Source organism: Bacillus sp. Bvel1, from assembly GCF_014872755.1.
Classification (GTDB): domain Bacteria; phylum Bacillota; class Bacilli; order Bacillales; family Bacillaceae; genus Bacillus; species Bacillus velezensis.
Map to the genome: position 1 here is coordinate 1 of NZ_JAAOBZ010000005.1, position 16943 is coordinate 16943.

Consider the following 16943-nt stretch of genomic DNA (forward strand, 5'->3'; position numbering starts at 1 on the left):
CGGTAGTTCAGTTGGTTAGAATGCCTGCCTGTCACGCAGGAGGTCGCGGGTTCGAGTCCCGTCCGGACCGCCATTTTTATTGTAAACGAAACGATCATGTTTTCGTTTTTTTTGTGTTTTCTTTTAATGCTGGCAGCTTGGTATCTAACCAAGCTTTCTTTTATATCGTTAAAGTCTTGGATATTGAAACATAATCCGATACACTAGAAAGAGCTGTATTTCACAAGAGCGTCAGAAAGGAAGACGGGAGATATATGGATGAGTTTGATTTGATTCACAGTATTACACCGCATTCGCATTATCATCCTTCCGTCGATGTAGGGATCGGTGATGATGGTGCGGTTTATACAGCGTCACCCCACATGCAGCAAATTGTCTGCCTTGATACAATGGTGGAGAATGTCCATTTTAAATTAGAGTATTCCTCTCCTCATGATATCGGTTATAAGGCGCTTGCTGTTAACATTAGTGACGTGGCGGCGATGGGAGGCATTCCGAAGTTTTATTTGGTGTCTCTAGCGGTTCCTTCTTGCTGGCAGAAAGCTGACGTCCAGGCAATGTATGAAGGAATGGCGGAACTGGCGAAACTATATCAAATGGATTTGATCGGGGGAGATACCGTCTCCGCTTCCGGTCAAGCCGTAATTACCGTTACTGTCATCGGAGAAGTTGAGAAGGATTGCGCTTGTCTGCGAAGCTCGGCAAGACCCGGGGATGTTGTGTTTGTTACGGGGGATATCGGCTCGTCCGCAGCAGGACTGTCTCTTTTGTTGGGAGAAACACATCCTTCTGCTTTTCATACGAGTGATTATTTTATCCAAAAACATAAACGGCCCGTTCCGAGAGTTCAAGTCGGCCGCTTCTGCTCTCAGCTTCAGCGCGCGGCTCTGAATGATATCAGTGACGGATTGGCCAGTGAGCTGCATGAAATAGCTGCGGCAAGTTCAGTTACGATAGAAATTGAAGAACAACTTCTGCCGGTGCATCCGGATTTGCCTGAGGCAGATTCTGAGTGGAAGAAATGGGTGTTATTCGGCGGTGAAGATTTTGAATTGGTTGGAACGGTTTCTCAGCAAGAGTGGACCTCTCTGCTTGATTACTGCACTCAATCGGGCATTCCGATTGCGAAGATAGGGGCGGTATCTGAACGGAAGGAAGCATGTGTTCTTTTGACAGCCAATGATCAGAGACAAATCGTCCTTGAGAAAAAAGGATACAATCATTTTAAATAAGACGGGTGACTCACTTTGAAGACATTACAATGGAGAACGAAAAACCCCGAAGAAACGAAAGCCGTAGCCAAGCTTGCCGCTTCTTTGGCAAAGCCGGGAGACATTTTGACACTGGAAGGCGACTTAGGCGCGGGAAAAACGACTTTTACAAAGGGTTTTGCCGAAGGACTGGGAATCACGAGAGTGGTAAACAGCCCGACTTTTACAATTATAAAAGAATACCATGACGGTTCGATTCCTCTATATCATATGGACGTGTATCGTATGGAGGATGAAAGCGAAGACTTAGGGCTTGAAGAATATTTTGAGGGACAAGGCGTCTGTTTAATTGAATGGGCTCATTTAATTCAGGATCAGCTGCCTGCTGAACGGCTGCAGATCGTCATCAAGAGAGCCGGTGATGAGGCAAGGGACATTACCTTTACGGCTTGCGGAACACGGTATGAAACGCTTTGTGAGGAGATAAATAAACATGACAATACTGGCAATTGATACGTCAAATTACACGCTGGGTGCCGCGCTCGTTCGAGAGAAAACGGTGATGGCGGAGTATATTACATATTTAAAAAAGAATCATTCCGTGCGGGCGATGCCTGCTGTCAATTCATTGCTGAAGGATTGCGGCCTAACACCGCAGGACCTTACGAAAATAGCGGTGGCGAAAGGACCTGGATCGTACACAGGTGTCAGAATCGGTGTGACGCTGGCAAAAACATTGGCATGGTCGCTGAAGCTTCCGGTTTCCGCTGTCTCGAGCCTGGAGGTGCTGGCGGCTAACGGACGGCACTTTCAAGGACTGATCTGCCCGTTATTTGATGCCCGGCGCGGACAGGTATATACGGGACTTTATGAATATCAGGACGGCCGCTTACAATCCGTTCTTCCTGATCAGAATGTGCTTTTGACTGATTGGCTCGACATGCTGAAAGAAAAAGCGTCTCCGGTTTTATTTTTAGGGCATGATACAGCCATTCATGAAGAAACCATTCTGCATGGGCTGACAAATCAAGCAGTGATAGGAACGGCTGCACAGCATAATCCGCGGCCGTCAGAGCTGGCGTTTTTAGGCTTGGAAAAAGAAGAAGCGGATGTCCACAGCCTTGTTCCGGATTATTTGCGTCTGGCAGAGGCTGAAGCGAAATGGATGGAATCTCAAAAATAGGGTGATAGGGATGAAAACGAAAACGGCGATTCGAAGCATGCGGCCGGAAGATATTGATCAAATTTATGAAATTGAAACAGCATCCTTTACTTCTCCGTGGACGAAGGATTCATTTTATCATGAGCTTTTGGAAAATCCGTATGCCCACTACCTTGTCATTGAAAAGGACGGCTGTCTGGCGGGGTATTGCGGAATCTGGATTATTATAGATGACGCGCAGATTACGAACATAGCCATTAAGCCGGAATATCGGGGCCAATCGTTGGGAGAAGCGCTGTTTCGCTCTGCGATAGAATTGTGCAGAGAAAAAAAGGCAAGAAGGCTCTCTCTCGAAGTCAGGGTCTCAAATCATCCCGCCCAATCCTTATATAAGAAATTCGGTCTTCAGGCCGGAGGAATCAGAAAACAATACTATACAGATAACGGGGAAGATGCGTTATTAATGTGGGTGACATTACATGAGTGAAAAACAAGATATTTATGTATTAGGAATCGAAACAAGCTGTGATGAAACTGCGGCCTCAGTCGTAAAAAACGGAAAAGACATCATTTCAAACGTTGTCGCTTCTCAAATTGAAAGCCATAAACGTTTCGGCGGGGTCGTGCCTGAAATAGCGTCCAGACATCATGTGGAGCAGATTACCCTTGTGATTGATGAAGCTCTTTCAAAGGCGGAGATGGGCTTTGATGATCTTGATGCGATTGCCGTAACGGAAGGACCCGGACTTGTCGGAGCCCTGTTAATCGGGGTCAATGCGGCAAAGGCGTTAAGCTTTGCCCATCAAATACCGTTAGTCGGCGTCCATCACATTGCGGGCCATATTTATGCAAACAGGCTGATAGGAGAGCTTCAGTTCCCGGCGCTTGCTTTGGTTGTGTCAGGCGGACATACGGAATTGGTTTATATGAAAGAACACGGTTCATTCGAGGTTATCGGTGAAACGCTGGATGATGCCGCAGGCGAAGCTTACGACAAAGTGGCAAGAACGATGGGGCTTCCTTATCCGGGAGGGCCGCAGATTGATAAGCTGGCTGCTGCGGGAACGGATTCCATTCCGCTTCCGCGTGCGTGGCTGGAAGAAGGGTCTTACAATTTCAGCTTCAGCGGCCTGAAATCAGCCGTGATTAACACGCTTCATAACGCCTCGCAAAAAAATGAGGTGATTCCTCCGGAGGATCTTGCCGCAAGCTTTCAGCAGAGTGTCATTGATGTACTGACGGCAAAAACCTCTAAGGCCGCGAAAGAATACAGGGTTAAACAAGTGCTGCTTGCAGGGGGCGTAGCCGCTAACAAAGGGTTGAGAGCCGCACTGCAGCAGGAATTCAGCCATTCGGGAGATCCCGAGCTTGTCATCCCGCCGCTTTCTTTATGCACGGACAATGCAGCGATGATTGCGGCTGCCGGAACCGTTGCTTTTGAAAAGGGGATCCGGGGCTCGTACGATATGAACGGACAGCCCGGTTTGGAATTAACATCCTTTGATCGTCTCACGTTGTAAAACGTGAGGCTTTTTTTTACTTATTAACAGATAATTCTAACATATCCACAGGATTGTGAATATATTCAGAAATCCAGTCTGGATAAGGGACTGAAAGTTGTTAGTAAAGTGGATAAAGTCAGAAAATTTTGTGGATAGTGTGTATAAAACGCTTACTTAAATGGCTGACAAGGAGGATAGCTGTGGATAAAAAAGCACCCCTTAAAGAGGTGCTTGACTTTTTCTATTCTTCTGAGGAGAGTTCCTCCCATTCTGCTAATAAGTTTTCGAGCTTTTGATTCTGGGCTTCATTCTCCGCGTGAATGGTCTGTACTTTTTCATGATCCTGATACACGTCAGGATCGCACAGCAGCTCCTCATTGGCACTGATTTTCTCTTCGGCGGATGAGACGGCCGCTTCGATTTCTTCAATGCGTCTCAGGCGCTGCCGTTCTTTCTTCTTCCATTCTTTTTCTTCCTCGTAAGTTCTTTTCGTATCCTGTTTGACCTTGCCGGCAGGCTGAGTCTGCTCCTTTTCCTGCCGCTTCATTTCTTCCAGTTCCAGCTGCTGTGCTTTTTTCTCGGTGTAATAGTCATAGTCTCCCAAATATTCTTCTGCATGATCAGGTGACAGCTCCAGCACTCTTGTGGCGATCCTGTTAATAAAGTAGCGGTCATGCGATACAAATAACAGAGTGCCCGGGTAGTCGATCAGGGCGTTTTCCAGCACCTCTTTACTGTCCAGGTCAAGGTGGTTTGTCGGCTCATCAAGGATGAGAAAGTTTGCTTTTTGAAGCATCAGCTTGGCAAGCGCGACTCTTGCTTTCTCCCCGCCGCTTAACGAACGGACCGGTTTCAGGACATCGTCTCCGCTGAACAGAAAGTTGCCGAGGCATGTTCTGATTTCTTTTTCCGGCATGTCCGGATATTCATCCCACAGCTCGTCCAGCACGCGTTTGGACGATGTCAGTTCAGCCTGCTCCTGATCGTAATAGCCGATTGTGACATTGGAACCGTACGTGATCGACCCGGATTCCGGACTGATCGTGTTCATAATCGTTTTCAGCAAGGTTGATTTGCCGATTCCGTTCGGTCCGACGAGGGCGGCGCTTTCGCCTCTTGTAATGCCGAAGGTCAGGTTTTTCAAGAGCGGCGGCTGGCCGTCATAGCTGATGGAAACATCCTGTACGCGCAGGACGTCGTTTCCGCTCTGTTTTGTAATGTCAAAACGGAAGGCGGCGGATTTCTCATCCCCGAGCGGCTTTGCCATGACGTCCATCCGTTCAAGCTGTTTTCGTCTGCTTTGGGCTCTTTTCGTTGTAGAAGCTCTGGCCAGATTGCGGTCGACAAAATCTTGAAGCTTGGCGATTTCGTCCTGCTGTTTTTCATACAGCTTCAGGTCTTTCTCATACTGCTCAGCTTTTTGTTCTAAATAGGCGCTGTAGTTGCCGAGGTATTTTTTGCTTTCTGTCCGTGAGACCTCGTACACTTGGCTGACGACTTTATCAAGAAAGTATCTGTCGTGGGAAACGATCAGGATTGCGCCTGAATATCCCTGTAAATAATGCTCAAGCCATGTAAGCGTATCGATGTCGAGATGGTTCGTCGGTTCATCCAGAATAAGCAGATCAGGCTGGGTCAGCAGCAGTTTTCCGAGCGCAAGCCTTGTTTTCTGACCGCCGCTCAGGCTTTGCACTTTCACGGAATCGTCAAATTTTCCGAAGCCGAGGCCGTGAAGGATAGATCGGACGTCCGCTTCATATTGATAGCCGCCTTTATCCTTGAAATCCTGCTGAAGCCTGTCATAGGTTTTCATCAGCGTCTCAAGCTCCGCCGGGGCGGCCGTGGCCATCTTTTCTTCAATAGAGCGCATCTCTTTTTCCATTGCTTTCAGGAAATCAAAAACGCTCAGCAGTTCTTCTTTTATGGTAAGCTGGGATTCCAAGCCTGTGTGCTGGGCAAGATATCCCATCGTTAATTCTTTCGGTTTGATTAATTCACCCTTTTCATATGAAAGGTGACCTGCGATAATTTTAAGGAGAGTTGATTTGCCGGCTCCGTTTCTGCCTACTATGGCGATGCGATCCCGAGATCTGACTTCAAGCTTTATATTGTTTAAAATAGGATCAGCGCCAAAAGATTTGGATAGCTGATTAATTTGTAAGATCATCATATTATTTCACCTCTGTTATAATAAGTTAAGTGTAGCTTATCAACCTGCTGTCAGCAAACAATACATCAGAATTGGAACATTATAGGATAAGACATCAGGGAGAAAATAGTGTATGATCAGAAGTAAGGAGAGTTTAAATATGAATGGATTTTCTCATTTTAATGAAGAAGGCCGTGCCCGCATGGTGGATATAAGCGATAAATCTTCAACAGTCCGTACTGCCGCTGCGATATCCAGCGTACACATGAAACATGACGTGTACAGCAGAATCAAAAACCGCGAGATCGGAAAAGGAGACGTGCTGGCTGTCGCACAGGTGGCAGGAATTATGGCCGCAAAGCAGACGTCAGCGATTATCCCGATGTGCCACCCGCTTTCTTTAAGCAGCGTCGACATTTCATTCGGCTGGGAGGAAAAGGATTCCGAAGCCGTTCTTCATATACAGGCAAGCGTAAAAACGAAAGGGAGTACAGGTGTGGAAATGGAAGCGCTAACTTCCGCTTCAGTCTGCGCTTTGACCGTGTATGACATGTGCAAGGCGCTGGATAAAGGAATGGTCATCGGCCCGACCTGCCTCATGGAAAAAACAGGAGGCAAAAACGGTGATTTTAAAAGAGATGCATCTGAGTATAAAGTGGAGGACCAATCATGAACAAGGATCAATCAAAAATTCCACAGGCGACGGCAAAACGGCTGCCGCTTTATTATCGCTTTTTAAAGAATTTACACGCGTCAGGAAAGCAGCGCGTTTCATCGGCTGAACTGAGCGATGCGGTAAAAGTCGATTCGGCCACGATCCGCCGGGATTTTTCCTATTTCGGGGCGCTCGGCAAAAAAGGATACGGCTATAATGTGGATTACCTGCTGTCATTTTTCAGAAAAACACTGGATCAGGATGAAACGACGAACGTCATTTTGATCGGTGTCGGGAATTTGGGGACGGCGTTTCTTCACTATAATTTCACAAAAAATAATAACACAAAAATATCTATGGCTTTTGATGTGAATCAGAGTAAAATAGGAACTGAGGTAGGCGGTGTGCCTGTCTTTGATCTTAATGATTTAGAGCTTCACATAAAGGATGAACCCGTGGCGATTCTTACCGTTCCGGCGGTTGCCGCCCAGTCAATCACCGACCGGCTCGTGTCGCTCGGAATCAAGGGAATCCTTAACTTTACGCCGGCCCGTTTGAATGTGCCGGATCACATTCGAATTCATCATATAGATTTAGCAGTAGAGCTTCAATCATTGGTTTATTTCTTAAAGCATTATTCTGTTTTGGAAGAAATTGAATAGCGAAAGGAGGAGCTGCACATGATCGGTCCTGGAAGCCTGGCGGTTATCGGTGTGGTGGCGGTGATTATTTTCGGTCCGAAGAAGCTTCCCGAATTAGGAAAAGCGGCGGGGGACACGCTTCGTGAATTTAAGAACGCTACTAAGGGATTAGCCGGTGAAGAAGAGGAAAAAAAGAAAGAAGAACAGTAAGATAGGATGACGCGTATGAGAGTGAATCAAATGACGCTTGTGGAGCATATTGCCGAACTTCGGAAACGATTGCTGATTGTGGCGTTATCCTTTACGGTTTTCTTTATTGCCGGCTTTTTTCTGGCAAAACCTATCATTGTGTATCTTCAAAAAGCCGATGAAGTAAAAGAGCTCACCCTTAATGCTTTTAACCTGACGGATCCGCTGTTTATCTTTTTGCAGTTCGCGTTTATCATCGGCATCATTTTGACTTCGCCGATTATTCTCTATCAGATTTGGGCGTTTGTCAGTCCGGGTCTGTATGAGAAGGAGCGCAAAGTAACACTCAGCTATATTCCGATTTCGATCGTGCTGTTTGTCGGCGGTGTGTCGTTTTCTTATTATATTTTATTTCCGCTGGTCGTTGATTTTATGAAGCGGGTCTCGAATGACCTGGATGTCAACCAGGTAATCGGGATCACCGAGTACTTTCATTTTCTGCTGCAGCTGACGATTCCGTTCGGGCTGCTGTTTCAGATGCCGGTGCTGATCATGTTTTTAACGAGACTCGGTGTTATCACGCCGAGGTTTTTATCGAAGATCAGGAAGTACGCATATTTTGTGCTGCTCGTGATCGCCGCGATGATTGCGCCGCCTGAGCTGCTGTCTCATTTGATGATTACCATTCCGCTTTGCATTTTATACGAGATCAGTATCCTGATTTCAAAAGCGGCGTATCGGAAAAGGCAGACCGGCAGTGAATCTGACCAGGACGTATCAGCATAAAAAAAGCCATTTCTCAATGATGAGAAATGGCTTTTCTTTTATTATTTTTGGTTTTTCTTCACTTTAAATGAGAAGGCGAACATTTTAAACGAGATGCTGATATTATAAGCGGCGAAAACCATCAGCAGTATGGAATAAAAAGACCACATGCTTCCCGGAGAGCTTGCGGCCAAATACGTAAAGATACAGCCGACTGCGAAATAAATCAAGCCCCAAGTCATTGGGTTCCTCATACAAACAATCCTCCAATAATTAATTGCATTTGCTCACTATGCTGTTCAATATATTTTTGGGCGGGGCCGAGCTGCATGACCACGACAATGGTATTCATCATGACATGGGCGAATATCGGCACAATAATCCGTTTCGTCTGCACATACAAGAACGCAAAGGTAAAGCCCATGGCCGTATACAGCAGCAGGTGCGTGAGGTCTTGATGCACAATGCCGAAAATGACGGAACTGATCAGTCCGGCGATAAAGAAATTCGTTTTTTCATATAATACACCGAAGATGATCTTCCGGAAAATGATTTCTTCAAGAATCGGCCCGACGATAGAAGAAACGATAATCATGAGCGGCATGGCTTTAATAATGTTAAGAATGGCTTTCGTGTTTTCGGAACCGCTGCCCACATGAAAGACATACTGCTCAATCATCCCGGCGATTCCCTGAGAAAATAAAGCGAGCCATATTCCCGCGACCGCCCAGAGAACGGACATGCCGGCGGATGCTTTCTTCCCGTTTCTTAATGTCTGTTTCGGCGCGGTTCTCAAAATCAAGAGAACGATAAACAGGCAGATAAAAAAGCTTACGACGGAATAAATCCCCTGAGCCATGGTGAGATTCGCATTCGTAGGGTGCCCGCCCGCATAGCCGAATTTGTACATTAAAGGAATGCCGATCAATGCGGAAAGCTGCATGATAACATATGTCAAAATGATATACCAATACTGTTTTCTCAAATGATATGTACTCCTTTATCCTATAAAATCAACTTATTTGTTCTTATTGTAACACAAGTGAACTTGACGTGAAAAAAGGAGAAAATCAGTGCGAGAGAGAATCATGTAAGCGTGAAAATTTTTTATTCTTATGACTTGAAATTGGAAGTGAGATTCTTTATTATAATAACTGTGTTAGCACTCTTTAGAGCTGAGTGCTAAAATTACATATTCATACTATTGAGGAGGTTATTACATTGTTAAAGCCATTAGGTGATCGCGTTGTCATTGAACTCGTAGAATCTGAAGAAAAAACTGCCAGCGGAATCGTATTACCGGATTCTGCAAAAGAAAAGCCGCAAGAAGGCAAAATCGTGGCAGCCGGTTCAGGTCGCGTGTTGGAAAGCGGAGAGCGCGTTGCTTTAGAAGTAAAAGAGGGCGACCGCATTATCTTCTCAAAATACGCCGGTACTGAAGTGAAATACGAAGGTACTGAATACTTAATCTTACGTGAAAGCGACATTTTAGCTGTAATCGGCTAAGCAAATAAATATTTTTAAAAATTCGAGGAGGTTTCGTTAACATGGCAAAAGATATTAAGTTTAGTGAAGAAGCACGCCGCGCTATGCTTCGCGGTGTCGATGCGCTTGCTGACGCTGTAAAAGTAACTTTAGGGCCAAAAGGACGCAACGTGGTTCTGGAGAAAAAATTCGGTTCTCCGTTAATTACAAATGACGGTGTGACAATCGCAAAAGAAATTGAACTTGAAGACGCGTTTGAAAACATGGGTGCGAAGCTTGTAGCTGAAGTAGCCAGCAAAACAAACGACGTTGCCGGTGACGGTACGACGACTGCGACTGTACTTGCGCAGGCTATGATCCGCGAAGGCCTGAAAAACGTAACTGCGGGAGCTAACCCTGTCGGCGTACGTAAAGGTATGGAACAAGCCGTAACTGTAGCAATCGAAAACTTAAAAGAAATTTCTAAGCCGATCGAAGGCAAAGAGTCTATCGCTCAGGTTGCTGCAATCTCTGCTGCTGATGAGGAAGTCGGAAGCCTTATCGCTGAAGCAATGGAGCGCGTAGGAAACGACGGCGTTATCACAATCGAAGAGTCTAAAGGCTTCACAACTGAGCTTGAAGTTGTGGAAGGTATGCAATTCGACCGCGGATATGCGTCTCCTTACATGGTGACTGACTCTGATAAGATGGAAGCGGTTCTTGACAATCCTTACATCTTAATCACAGACAAAAAAATCACAAACATTCAAGAAATCCTTCCTGTGCTTGAGCAAGTTGTACAGCAAGGCAAACCATTGCTTCTGATCGCTGAAGATGTTGAAGGTGAAGCTCTTGCTACACTCGTTGTCAACAAACTTCGCGGCACATTCAACGCTGTTGCCGTTAAAGCTCCTGGCTTCGGTGACCGCCGTAAAGCAATGCTTGAAGACATCTCTGTTCTTACAGGCGGAGAAGTAATCACAGAAGACTTAGGCCTTGACCTGAAATCTACTGAAATCGGACAATTGGGACGCGCTTCTAAAGTTGTGGTAACGAAAGAAAACACAACAATCGTAGAAGGCGCCGGCGACACTGAAAAAATCGCTGCTCGCGTCAACCAAATCCGCGCTCAAGTGGAAGAAACAACTTCTGAATTCGACAGAGAAAAATTACAAGAGCGTCTTGCGAAACTTGCCGGCGGCGTAGCTGTCATCAAAGTCGGCGCTGCGACTGAAACTGAGCTGAAAGAGCGTAAACTTCGCATCGAAGACGCCCTCAACTCAACTCGCGCAGCTGTTGAAGAAGGTATCGTATCCGGCGGTGGTACAGCGCTTGTCAATGTATACAACAAAGTCGCTGCAGTGGAAGCTGAAGGCGATGCGCAAACAGGTATCAACATCGTGCTTCGCGCGCTTGAAGAGCCGATCCGTCAAATCGCACACAATGCAGGCCTAGAAGGATCTGTCATCGTTGAGCGCCTGAAAAACGAAAAAATCGGCGTAGGCTTCAACGCTGCAACCGGCGAATGGGTAAACATGATCGAAAAAGGTATCGTTGACCCGACAAAAGTGACACGTTCAGCCCTGCAAAACGCAGCTTCTGTAGCAGCAATGCTCTTAACAACTGAAGCCGTTGTCGCTGACAAACCGGAGGAAAACGCCGGCGGCGCAGGAATGCCTGACATGGGCGGAATGGGCGGTATGGGCGGCATGATGTAATTAAACGGCGAAAACCCTTGATATACCAAGGGTTTGACCGTTTTTCATCACCCCAATCAGCTGAAAAAGTAACAAAAAAATAACATTTCTTTACGAAATCCAGAAATTGAGGATGTTTCCGAAAGTCTAATGGACTTTTGCGAAGCATCCTCTTTCATTTTGAAGGATAAACTTTTAGTATTGTTATGCTCTTACATTACGGCAAGTAAATCTGCAATTTGCTTATATAAACTTGACAATGGTGGAATTTTAAAAATATGTATAAAATTAATATATCGAGAAATTTTGTTTTTTATTAGCCAAAAAAGAAAGGCCCTGCTAAGGGCCTTTCTTTAAGCTGCTGTTGTTGTCGTTTTATCTTTTCTGACAAGTCCCATGATACCTGGAATAATAAGAAGAACAGCAGGCAGTAAATAGAACATTGATATACAAATTACTCCGCCAATTCCTGAGATAAGAAGCAATACTCCTCCGACTTTAGGTTTTTTCTTAACTACTACTGAAGCGACAATACCCAAAATTGATAGGACAACAGCTCCCCAGCCTAAACCAATGATTTCGCTTGTACCGCTTGAATTAAAAGAGGCATCAAGTCCACCAATAATCAATGCCATGATCGCCCCAATAAAACCAAAAATTCCACCCAATAATCCTAAAACAAATTCAGTTGTTCTTTTCATTGTTACACTCTCCCTTACTTAACTGGTACTGTAATTGATACAGCTTTATTTTTCATGAAGTCTATGTGACAACATTTCCAAGGTTCAATTTAATTTCTTTTGACTCTATCAACATCATTTTTTTCATCTGGAGCAGAGAATTCAAATACACCTTTTGTTTTATTCCGCCTTGGACTTCTCCATCAGTTAAGAACATGTTTGCAGCTAATTGCCAATAACGGCATTTCCTTGGTCAGGATAAAAGGTCAGGTTTTGTCAGTTGTATTTTTGATGTTTATTCCGACGTTTATCTTGTCTCTCATGATCTTTATATCGCCCAGATTAACTCATGCCCAGTGCTTCAGCATATTGTTTGCTGGCATCTACTTTTTTAGAACAGTCATCTTTAGTCTCTCAAGCTTTTTTATTTTTTGAATCACTATCCCTGTGAGACATCATTTGTCGAGTACTACAAGGCGCTAAAAACTAAGGATAGTACTAAAGGCATGAATAAAAAGAGTCACTTCTTCACCTAAAACCCCCAGTTTATATAATACCTATATATAATCGGCTATAATCAATTAAATTTCAAGGGGATATTACCACTTTTTCTAAAAAATTCTTAGCGGAAGAGAATAAGCTATAAAATATCACTTGAAATATCAAAGTTGGAAATCATTCAACTTACTGCTAGCTTTAAACATTAAAGGGCACATACAGTTTGATATCCTTTAAGTTCTAGTGTAGCCCTAGTCTGGTTTTATCATTTTGACAGATTGTTAAACATTGATTCAAATATTTATTAAAAACTAATTTTTTATGATGTTAGGAGGAATAATGCAAATAAACAGCAAAAACCTTTGTTATATCAAGGGTTGGATATTTGATTTTCATCTAAATTGCTCATGCATTCTAGCAAAAAAGACCTTATCAGTTTACGCAACTGATAAGGCCTGATTTATTTATAAATAAGGTGTGAGGGGTTTATCTAAGATTGACCTCACACTTTCCTAACTACAATGTGATTTCCTCATTTCCTTCAAGCACCATTCTCAGCTGCTCCACCTCACCCCGAATCCCAATCCCAGGCTCCCACGAATCAATCAGACGAATCGCCTTCTGATTCGATTCCATCGCTTTCGTTTTCTCTCCTTTACGATACAACAGCTGTGCCATCCCGTAATAATAGTAGATCAGTTCAACTTGATTGGCGTTATGTTTGTCATAGAGCATTTGTTCAAAGGCTTTTTCCGCTTTTTTGAGCTGATCACACTTCACGTAAGCCATGCCCAGGTTGAAATAGGCTTCTATCGTTTTTTCGCCGCCGTATGCGGCGCTGGTTGTGTTTGCCGCTTCGTATAATGTGATGGCTTCTTCGTAGTGAGAGCGGGCGAAACTCAGGTCGCCGCGGACCAGTAGAACCCTGTGCCGGATAATGGGGGAGACGGGCTGATCTTTGATGCCGTCCAGCATTGCTGCCGCTTTGTCCGGTTCTCCGGTTTTTAACAGCACCCTCGATTGCAGGGCGATTCCCCATACTTTCAAGTCGTCGTGATCCGGCGCGCCTGATTGTTCGAGTATCTTCAGGCCGGCTTCTATTTGCCTGAGGGCTCCGTCTGAATCGTTGACTTCCATCAGCGCCCAGCCTGCCGTGTCGATCCTGAAGTAGGCTTCCCGCGTGTGTTCGCCTGATTGACGGGCGGCATCGGCTGCTTTTAATCCGTATTCGATTCGCAGGGGCAGGTTGATTCTGCTTAGAAAATGGCTGATGCGGATGATGAGTTTGATCAGGATGTCATGTTGTCCGGTTTCACTCGACCATTCGATGACCTTTAGGATGTTCGGCCATTCCTTTTTCATTTGCTCTAAATTCCGTCCCAGCAAGTAGCTCCAATAGACAGAATTGGGCTGTTCCCGCTTTATATGGGTTTCCGCATAATCAATATAATAATGCGCCCAGCGGCTGCGGGCTTCTTTTGCAAATTCGTGATTTTCGGATAAGTGCTGTTCTCCGTAAGCGACAACGGTTTGATGGGCTGCATATTGAATTCTTCCTTCGCTTCGTTCTGGCTGTATTAAAGCATATGACCTCATTTGCTCAATCGCGTAATGAAACCGCCGGACGTCTAATCCGGCCGCTTGAGCCAAGCTTTTTTCATCAGGGGGCTTAGCGAAAAAGCAAAGCGTCTGCCATAGTTTCCGTGTGTCTTCATGACATCTGTCCCATGTGCGGCCAAAGAGAACTTCAAACAATTCCAATAATGAGTAACCCGCTTGTTTAAGCTCTTGTATGAGCTGGGGAGCGGGGATGTCGTCGTCTGACATGTATGCAATGCTCAGTGCCATGGCCTTCGGGTTGCCGGCGGCTGCCGAGATGAATTCATTCTTAAGGTCAGGCGATAGCCGCAGCAGCAGCTCAAGCTTTTCCCGTTTTTGCGGGAGGTTGCATGTTTGCAGACAGCGGTGCACTTCTTGATGGAAAAATTCAAGGGCATCCGTTTGCTCAAGGCCGCTCAGCTGGATGGCCGCCAGTTCCCCGAGGCCGTCCCGGTATGTCTGTTTTACGTTTTCCCGTGCCGTAAGGAGGACTTTTACGCCTTCCGGAAGACCGATGATAAATTCGTGAATGTCATGTTCCGCTGTATCAATGCTGTCAACGATCAGCAGCACGGGTTTTTCGTTTGAATGAGCGGCTAATGCATTGCGGACGACGAACCGTTTTTCGTTGATGGATTTGTCGATTTGTTCTGCGCGTCCGAGCTGATAGGCGATCGTGTTTAAAAAATCGCTGAAGCTCAATCCTTTCCAGTCAGCGCTGATCCAAATGATGCTGTTGAATGCAGGCCAATCTGGTGAACCGCCGGCACAAAGGTAGGCTGCTTCAAGAGCGATTGTTGTTTTTCCCATGCCGGCCCAGCCTGTGATTAAACAGACCGGTGACGGAGACAGCATCCATTGCCGGATCGCCTTTATATCAAAGCCGCGTCCGATAAAGTTCCCGGTCCGGCGTGACGGTAAGTTATGCGTGACGGGCTGCTCTGTAAGCGCATTCGTTTCATGGCCGGGTCTGTCATGAAACAGCCGCTTTACTGCTTTTTCAACATCTTCATCAGTCGGCGCTCCGAATGATCCGTCTTTCCGGCGTATTTTTGCTTTTTTTAGACAAGACGCCGTCCAAACGGGCAATGCGGGTTTGATGACGGGAATGGTGGTGGTTTCCAGAAGGCCGGTCAGCCATTCAGGATCCATGTCAGTCTTTTCGATAATGATCCAGATCATGCCGAACAGCTTTCCGTCGTCAATTCGTCCGGGAATGTAGTTTGCGCCCATCTGTCCGATCCAGCTTTTGATCGTGTTAGAGGAAACGCCTAATCGGAGTGCGATTTGATCGATATAAGACTGTCCTGTTTTTTCGTTATTTTTCCTTCTGACTTTATAATCAGGATGAAGTTTCAGCGATTTGACGGCAGGTGCCAGCAGTTCTGCAAATTGTGTCCGGTTTTCTAGTTCAGCCATTAGCCTGCACCTCCTATTAGTACTATTTTATCAATTCAGTGTTTTTTGTATATGAAAAAATAAAAAGTACAGTGCGGCTGTCCTTTTATACAGCAGGAAAGGCTGTTGAACGTATGGAAAAGCAGATAAAATAGGAGAAGTAATAGAGAAAACAAAAATGTATGCACTTACATTTCAAAGCAGAGAAAGGATTTTGCCAAATGACTCACACAGTGCCTCAAAACATGAAAGCGGCGGTTATGCACAACACGAGAGAAATCAAAATCGAAACATTGCCCGTGCCTGACATCAATCATGATGAAGTGTTGATTAAGGTGATGGCTGTCGGAATTTGCGGATCTGATCTGCATTACTATACAAATGGCAGAATAGGCAATTATGTAGTGGAAAAACCATTTATCCTCGGTCATGAATGCGCGGGAGAAATTGCCGCCGTCGGATCGTCTGTCGATCAATTTAAAATAGGAGACCGGGTCGCCGTCGAACCCGGTGTCACATGCGGGCGCTGTGAAGCGTGCAAAGAAGGGCGTTATAATCTTTGCCCGGATGTACAGTTTTTGGCGACACCGCCGGTTGACGGCGCGTTTGTCCAATATATCAAAATGCGTCAGGACTTTGTTTTTTCGATTCCGGATTCACTTTCCTATGAAGATGCGGCTTTGATCGAACCGTTTTCTGTCGGCATTCATGCGGCCGCGAGAACGAAGCTTCAGCCCGGTTCAACGGTTGCGATCATGGGAATGGGTCCTGTGGGGCTGATGGCCGTTGCGGCAGCGAAAGCATACGGGGCAGGCACAATCATTGTGACCGACTTGGAGCCGCTGCGGTTAGATGCCGCGAAAAAAATGGGCGCGACGCATGTCATCAATGTCCGGGAACAGGATGCCGGTGAAGAAATCAAAACGATCACGAATGGCAGAGGCGTTGATGCTGCCTGGGAAACAGCGGGGAATCCGGCGGCATTGCAATCCGCACTGGCGTCCGTGCGCCGGGGCGGAAAACTGGCGATTGTCGGTTTGCCTTCTCAGAACGAGATCCCGCTCAATGTGCCGTTTATTGCGGATAACGAGATTGATATATACGGAATCTTCCGTTATGCGAATACGTATCCGAAGGGAATTGAATTTCTCGCTTCCGGCATAGTGGACACGAAGCATCTTGTAACGGACCAATATCCGCTGGAGAAGACGCAAGAGGCGATGGAACGCGCCTTTCAATACAAAAATGAATGCTTAAAAGTGATGGTGTATCCAAATCGCTGAGTGAACGGGGAGGATCTTTGCATTCTCCCTCTTGCTTATCGAAAATGAAA

General features: G+C 45.7%; 17 protein-coding genes. 12 read left to right on the plus strand and 5 right to left on the minus strand.

Going from position 1 to position 16943, the window contains the following annotated elements; translation table 11 throughout:
• The first annotated feature begins 254 nt into the window (after positions 1-254).
• Genes thiL through tsaD form a run of 5 tightly spaced genes read left to right on the plus strand, consistent with a single transcriptional unit; the run spans position 255 to position 3893 of the window.
• Positions 255-1232 carry a thiamine-phosphate kinase gene (thiL, locus tag HAP68_RS02845; protein ID WP_003156000.1) on the plus strand — a complete coding sequence of 326 codons (978 nt, stop codon included), beginning with the start codon at positions 255-257 and terminating at the stop codon, positions 1230-1232.
• A gap of 15 nt (positions 1233-1247) precedes the next feature.
• Positions 1248-1724 (plus strand): tRNA (adenosine(37)-N6)-threonylcarbamoyltransferase complex ATPase subunit type 1 TsaE, encoded by a 477-nt coding sequence (gene tsaE, locus HAP68_RS02850; protein WP_003155999.1) that lies wholly within the window; start codon positions 1248-1250, stop codon positions 1722-1724.
• The gene (gene tsaB / locus HAP68_RS02855; RefSeq protein WP_024084958.1) at positions 1705-2394 is read left to right on the plus strand and encodes a tRNA (adenosine(37)-N6)-threonylcarbamoyltransferase complex dimerization subunit type 1 TsaB; all 690 of its coding nucleotides are present in this window, start codon (positions 1705-1707) and stop codon (positions 2392-2394) included. The genes tsaE and tsaB overlap by 20 nt, the downstream gene beginning before the upstream one ends.
• Positions 2395-2404: 10 nt before the next feature.
• A complete protein-coding gene (rimI, locus tag HAP68_RS02860) occupies positions 2405-2860 on the plus strand; it encodes a ribosomal protein S18-alanine N-acetyltransferase (RefSeq protein ID WP_003155993.1) in 456 nt (151 codons plus the stop codon).
• Positions 2853-3893 carry a tRNA (adenosine(37)-N6)-threonylcarbamoyltransferase complex transferase subunit TsaD gene (gene tsaD, locus HAP68_RS02865; RefSeq protein WP_024084959.1) on the plus strand — a complete coding sequence of 347 codons (1041 nt, stop codon included), beginning with the start codon at positions 2853-2855 and terminating at the stop codon, positions 3891-3893. The genes rimI and tsaD overlap by 8 nt, the downstream gene beginning before the upstream one ends.
• 223 nt (positions 3894-4116) lie before the next feature.
• On the opposite strand, the gene HAP68_RS02870 is transcribed toward tsaD, so the two are convergent.
• Positions 4117-6045, minus strand: a complete 1929-nt coding sequence (locus HAP68_RS02870; RefSeq protein ID WP_024084960.1) for an ABC-F family ATP-binding cassette domain-containing protein — start codon at positions 6043-6045, stop codon at positions 4117-4119.
• Between the two features lie 139 nt (positions 6046-6184).
• Here HAP68_RS02870 and moaC point away from each other — a divergent pair, with 139 nt between their 5' ends.
• From moaC to tatC, 4 genes are read left to right on the plus strand one after another with little or no spacing between them, the layout of a single operon-like run.
• Positions 6185-6697 carry a cyclic pyranopterin monophosphate synthase MoaC gene (gene moaC, locus HAP68_RS02875; RefSeq protein ID WP_003155986.1) on the plus strand — a complete coding sequence of 171 codons (513 nt, stop codon included), beginning with the start codon at positions 6185-6187 and terminating at the stop codon, positions 6695-6697.
• Positions 6694-7341: a redox-sensing transcriptional repressor Rex gene (locus HAP68_RS02880; protein WP_003155984.1), complete on the plus strand. Its 648-nt coding sequence runs from the start codon at positions 6694-6696 to the stop codon at positions 7339-7341. The genes moaC and HAP68_RS02880 overlap by 4 nt, the downstream gene beginning before the upstream one ends.
• A gap of 18 nt (positions 7342-7359) precedes the next feature.
• A complete protein-coding gene (locus tag HAP68_RS02885) occupies positions 7360-7530 on the plus strand; it encodes a twin-arginine translocase TatA/TatE family subunit (protein WP_003155981.1) in 171 nt (56 codons plus the stop codon).
• A gap of 6 nt (positions 7531-7536) precedes the next feature.
• Entirely contained in the window at positions 7537-8295 is a 759-nt protein-coding gene (gene tatC, locus HAP68_RS02890) for a twin-arginine translocase subunit TatC (RefSeq protein WP_007609791.1), read from the plus strand.
• A gap of 41 nt (positions 8296-8336) precedes the next feature.
• On the opposite strand, the gene HAP68_RS02895 is transcribed toward tatC, so the two are convergent.
• Entirely contained in the window at positions 8337-8528 is a 192-nt protein-coding gene (locus tag HAP68_RS02895) for a YdiK family protein (protein ID WP_003155975.1), read from the minus strand.
• Positions 8525-9259, minus strand: a complete 735-nt coding sequence (locus tag HAP68_RS02900; protein ID WP_024084962.1) for a CPBP family intramembrane glutamic endopeptidase — start codon at positions 9257-9259, stop codon at positions 8525-8527. The genes HAP68_RS02895 and HAP68_RS02900 overlap by 4 nt, the downstream gene beginning before the upstream one ends.
• A 236-nt stretch (positions 9260-9495) precedes the next feature.
• Here HAP68_RS02900 and groES point away from each other — a divergent pair, with 236 nt between their 5' ends.
• Entirely contained in the window at positions 9496-9780 is a 285-nt protein-coding gene (groES, locus tag HAP68_RS02905) for a co-chaperone GroES (RefSeq protein ID WP_003155970.1), read from the plus strand.
• A gap of 41 nt (positions 9781-9821) precedes the next feature.
• On the plus strand, positions 9822-11456 hold the full coding sequence (groL, locus tag HAP68_RS02910) for a chaperonin GroEL (protein ID WP_003155941.1): 1635 nt from the start codon (positions 9822-9824) through the stop codon (positions 11454-11456).
• A 332-nt stretch (positions 11457-11788) separates the two neighbouring features.
• On the opposite strand, the gene HAP68_RS02915 is transcribed toward groL, so the two are convergent.
• Both HAP68_RS02915 and HAP68_RS02920 read right to left on the minus strand, forming a co-directional pair.
• On the minus strand, positions 11789-12136 hold the full coding sequence (locus HAP68_RS02915) for a DUF4064 domain-containing protein (protein WP_014417068.1): 348 nt from the start codon (positions 12134-12136) through the stop codon (positions 11789-11791).
• Positions 12137-13129: 993 nt separating this feature from the next.
• Positions 13130-15631 (minus strand): NB-ARC domain-containing protein, encoded by a 2502-nt coding sequence (locus tag HAP68_RS02920; protein WP_024084964.1) that lies wholly within the window; start codon positions 15629-15631, stop codon positions 13130-13132.
• 200 nt (positions 15632-15831) lie between these two features.
• Here HAP68_RS02920 and gutB point away from each other — a divergent pair, with 200 nt between their 5' ends.
• Complete coding sequence (gutB, locus tag HAP68_RS02925) at positions 15832-16893, plus strand: sorbitol dehydrogenase (RefSeq protein ID WP_024084965.1); 1062 nt, start codon at positions 15832-15834, stop codon at positions 16891-16893.
• Positions 16894-16943: the final 50 nt, after the last annotated feature.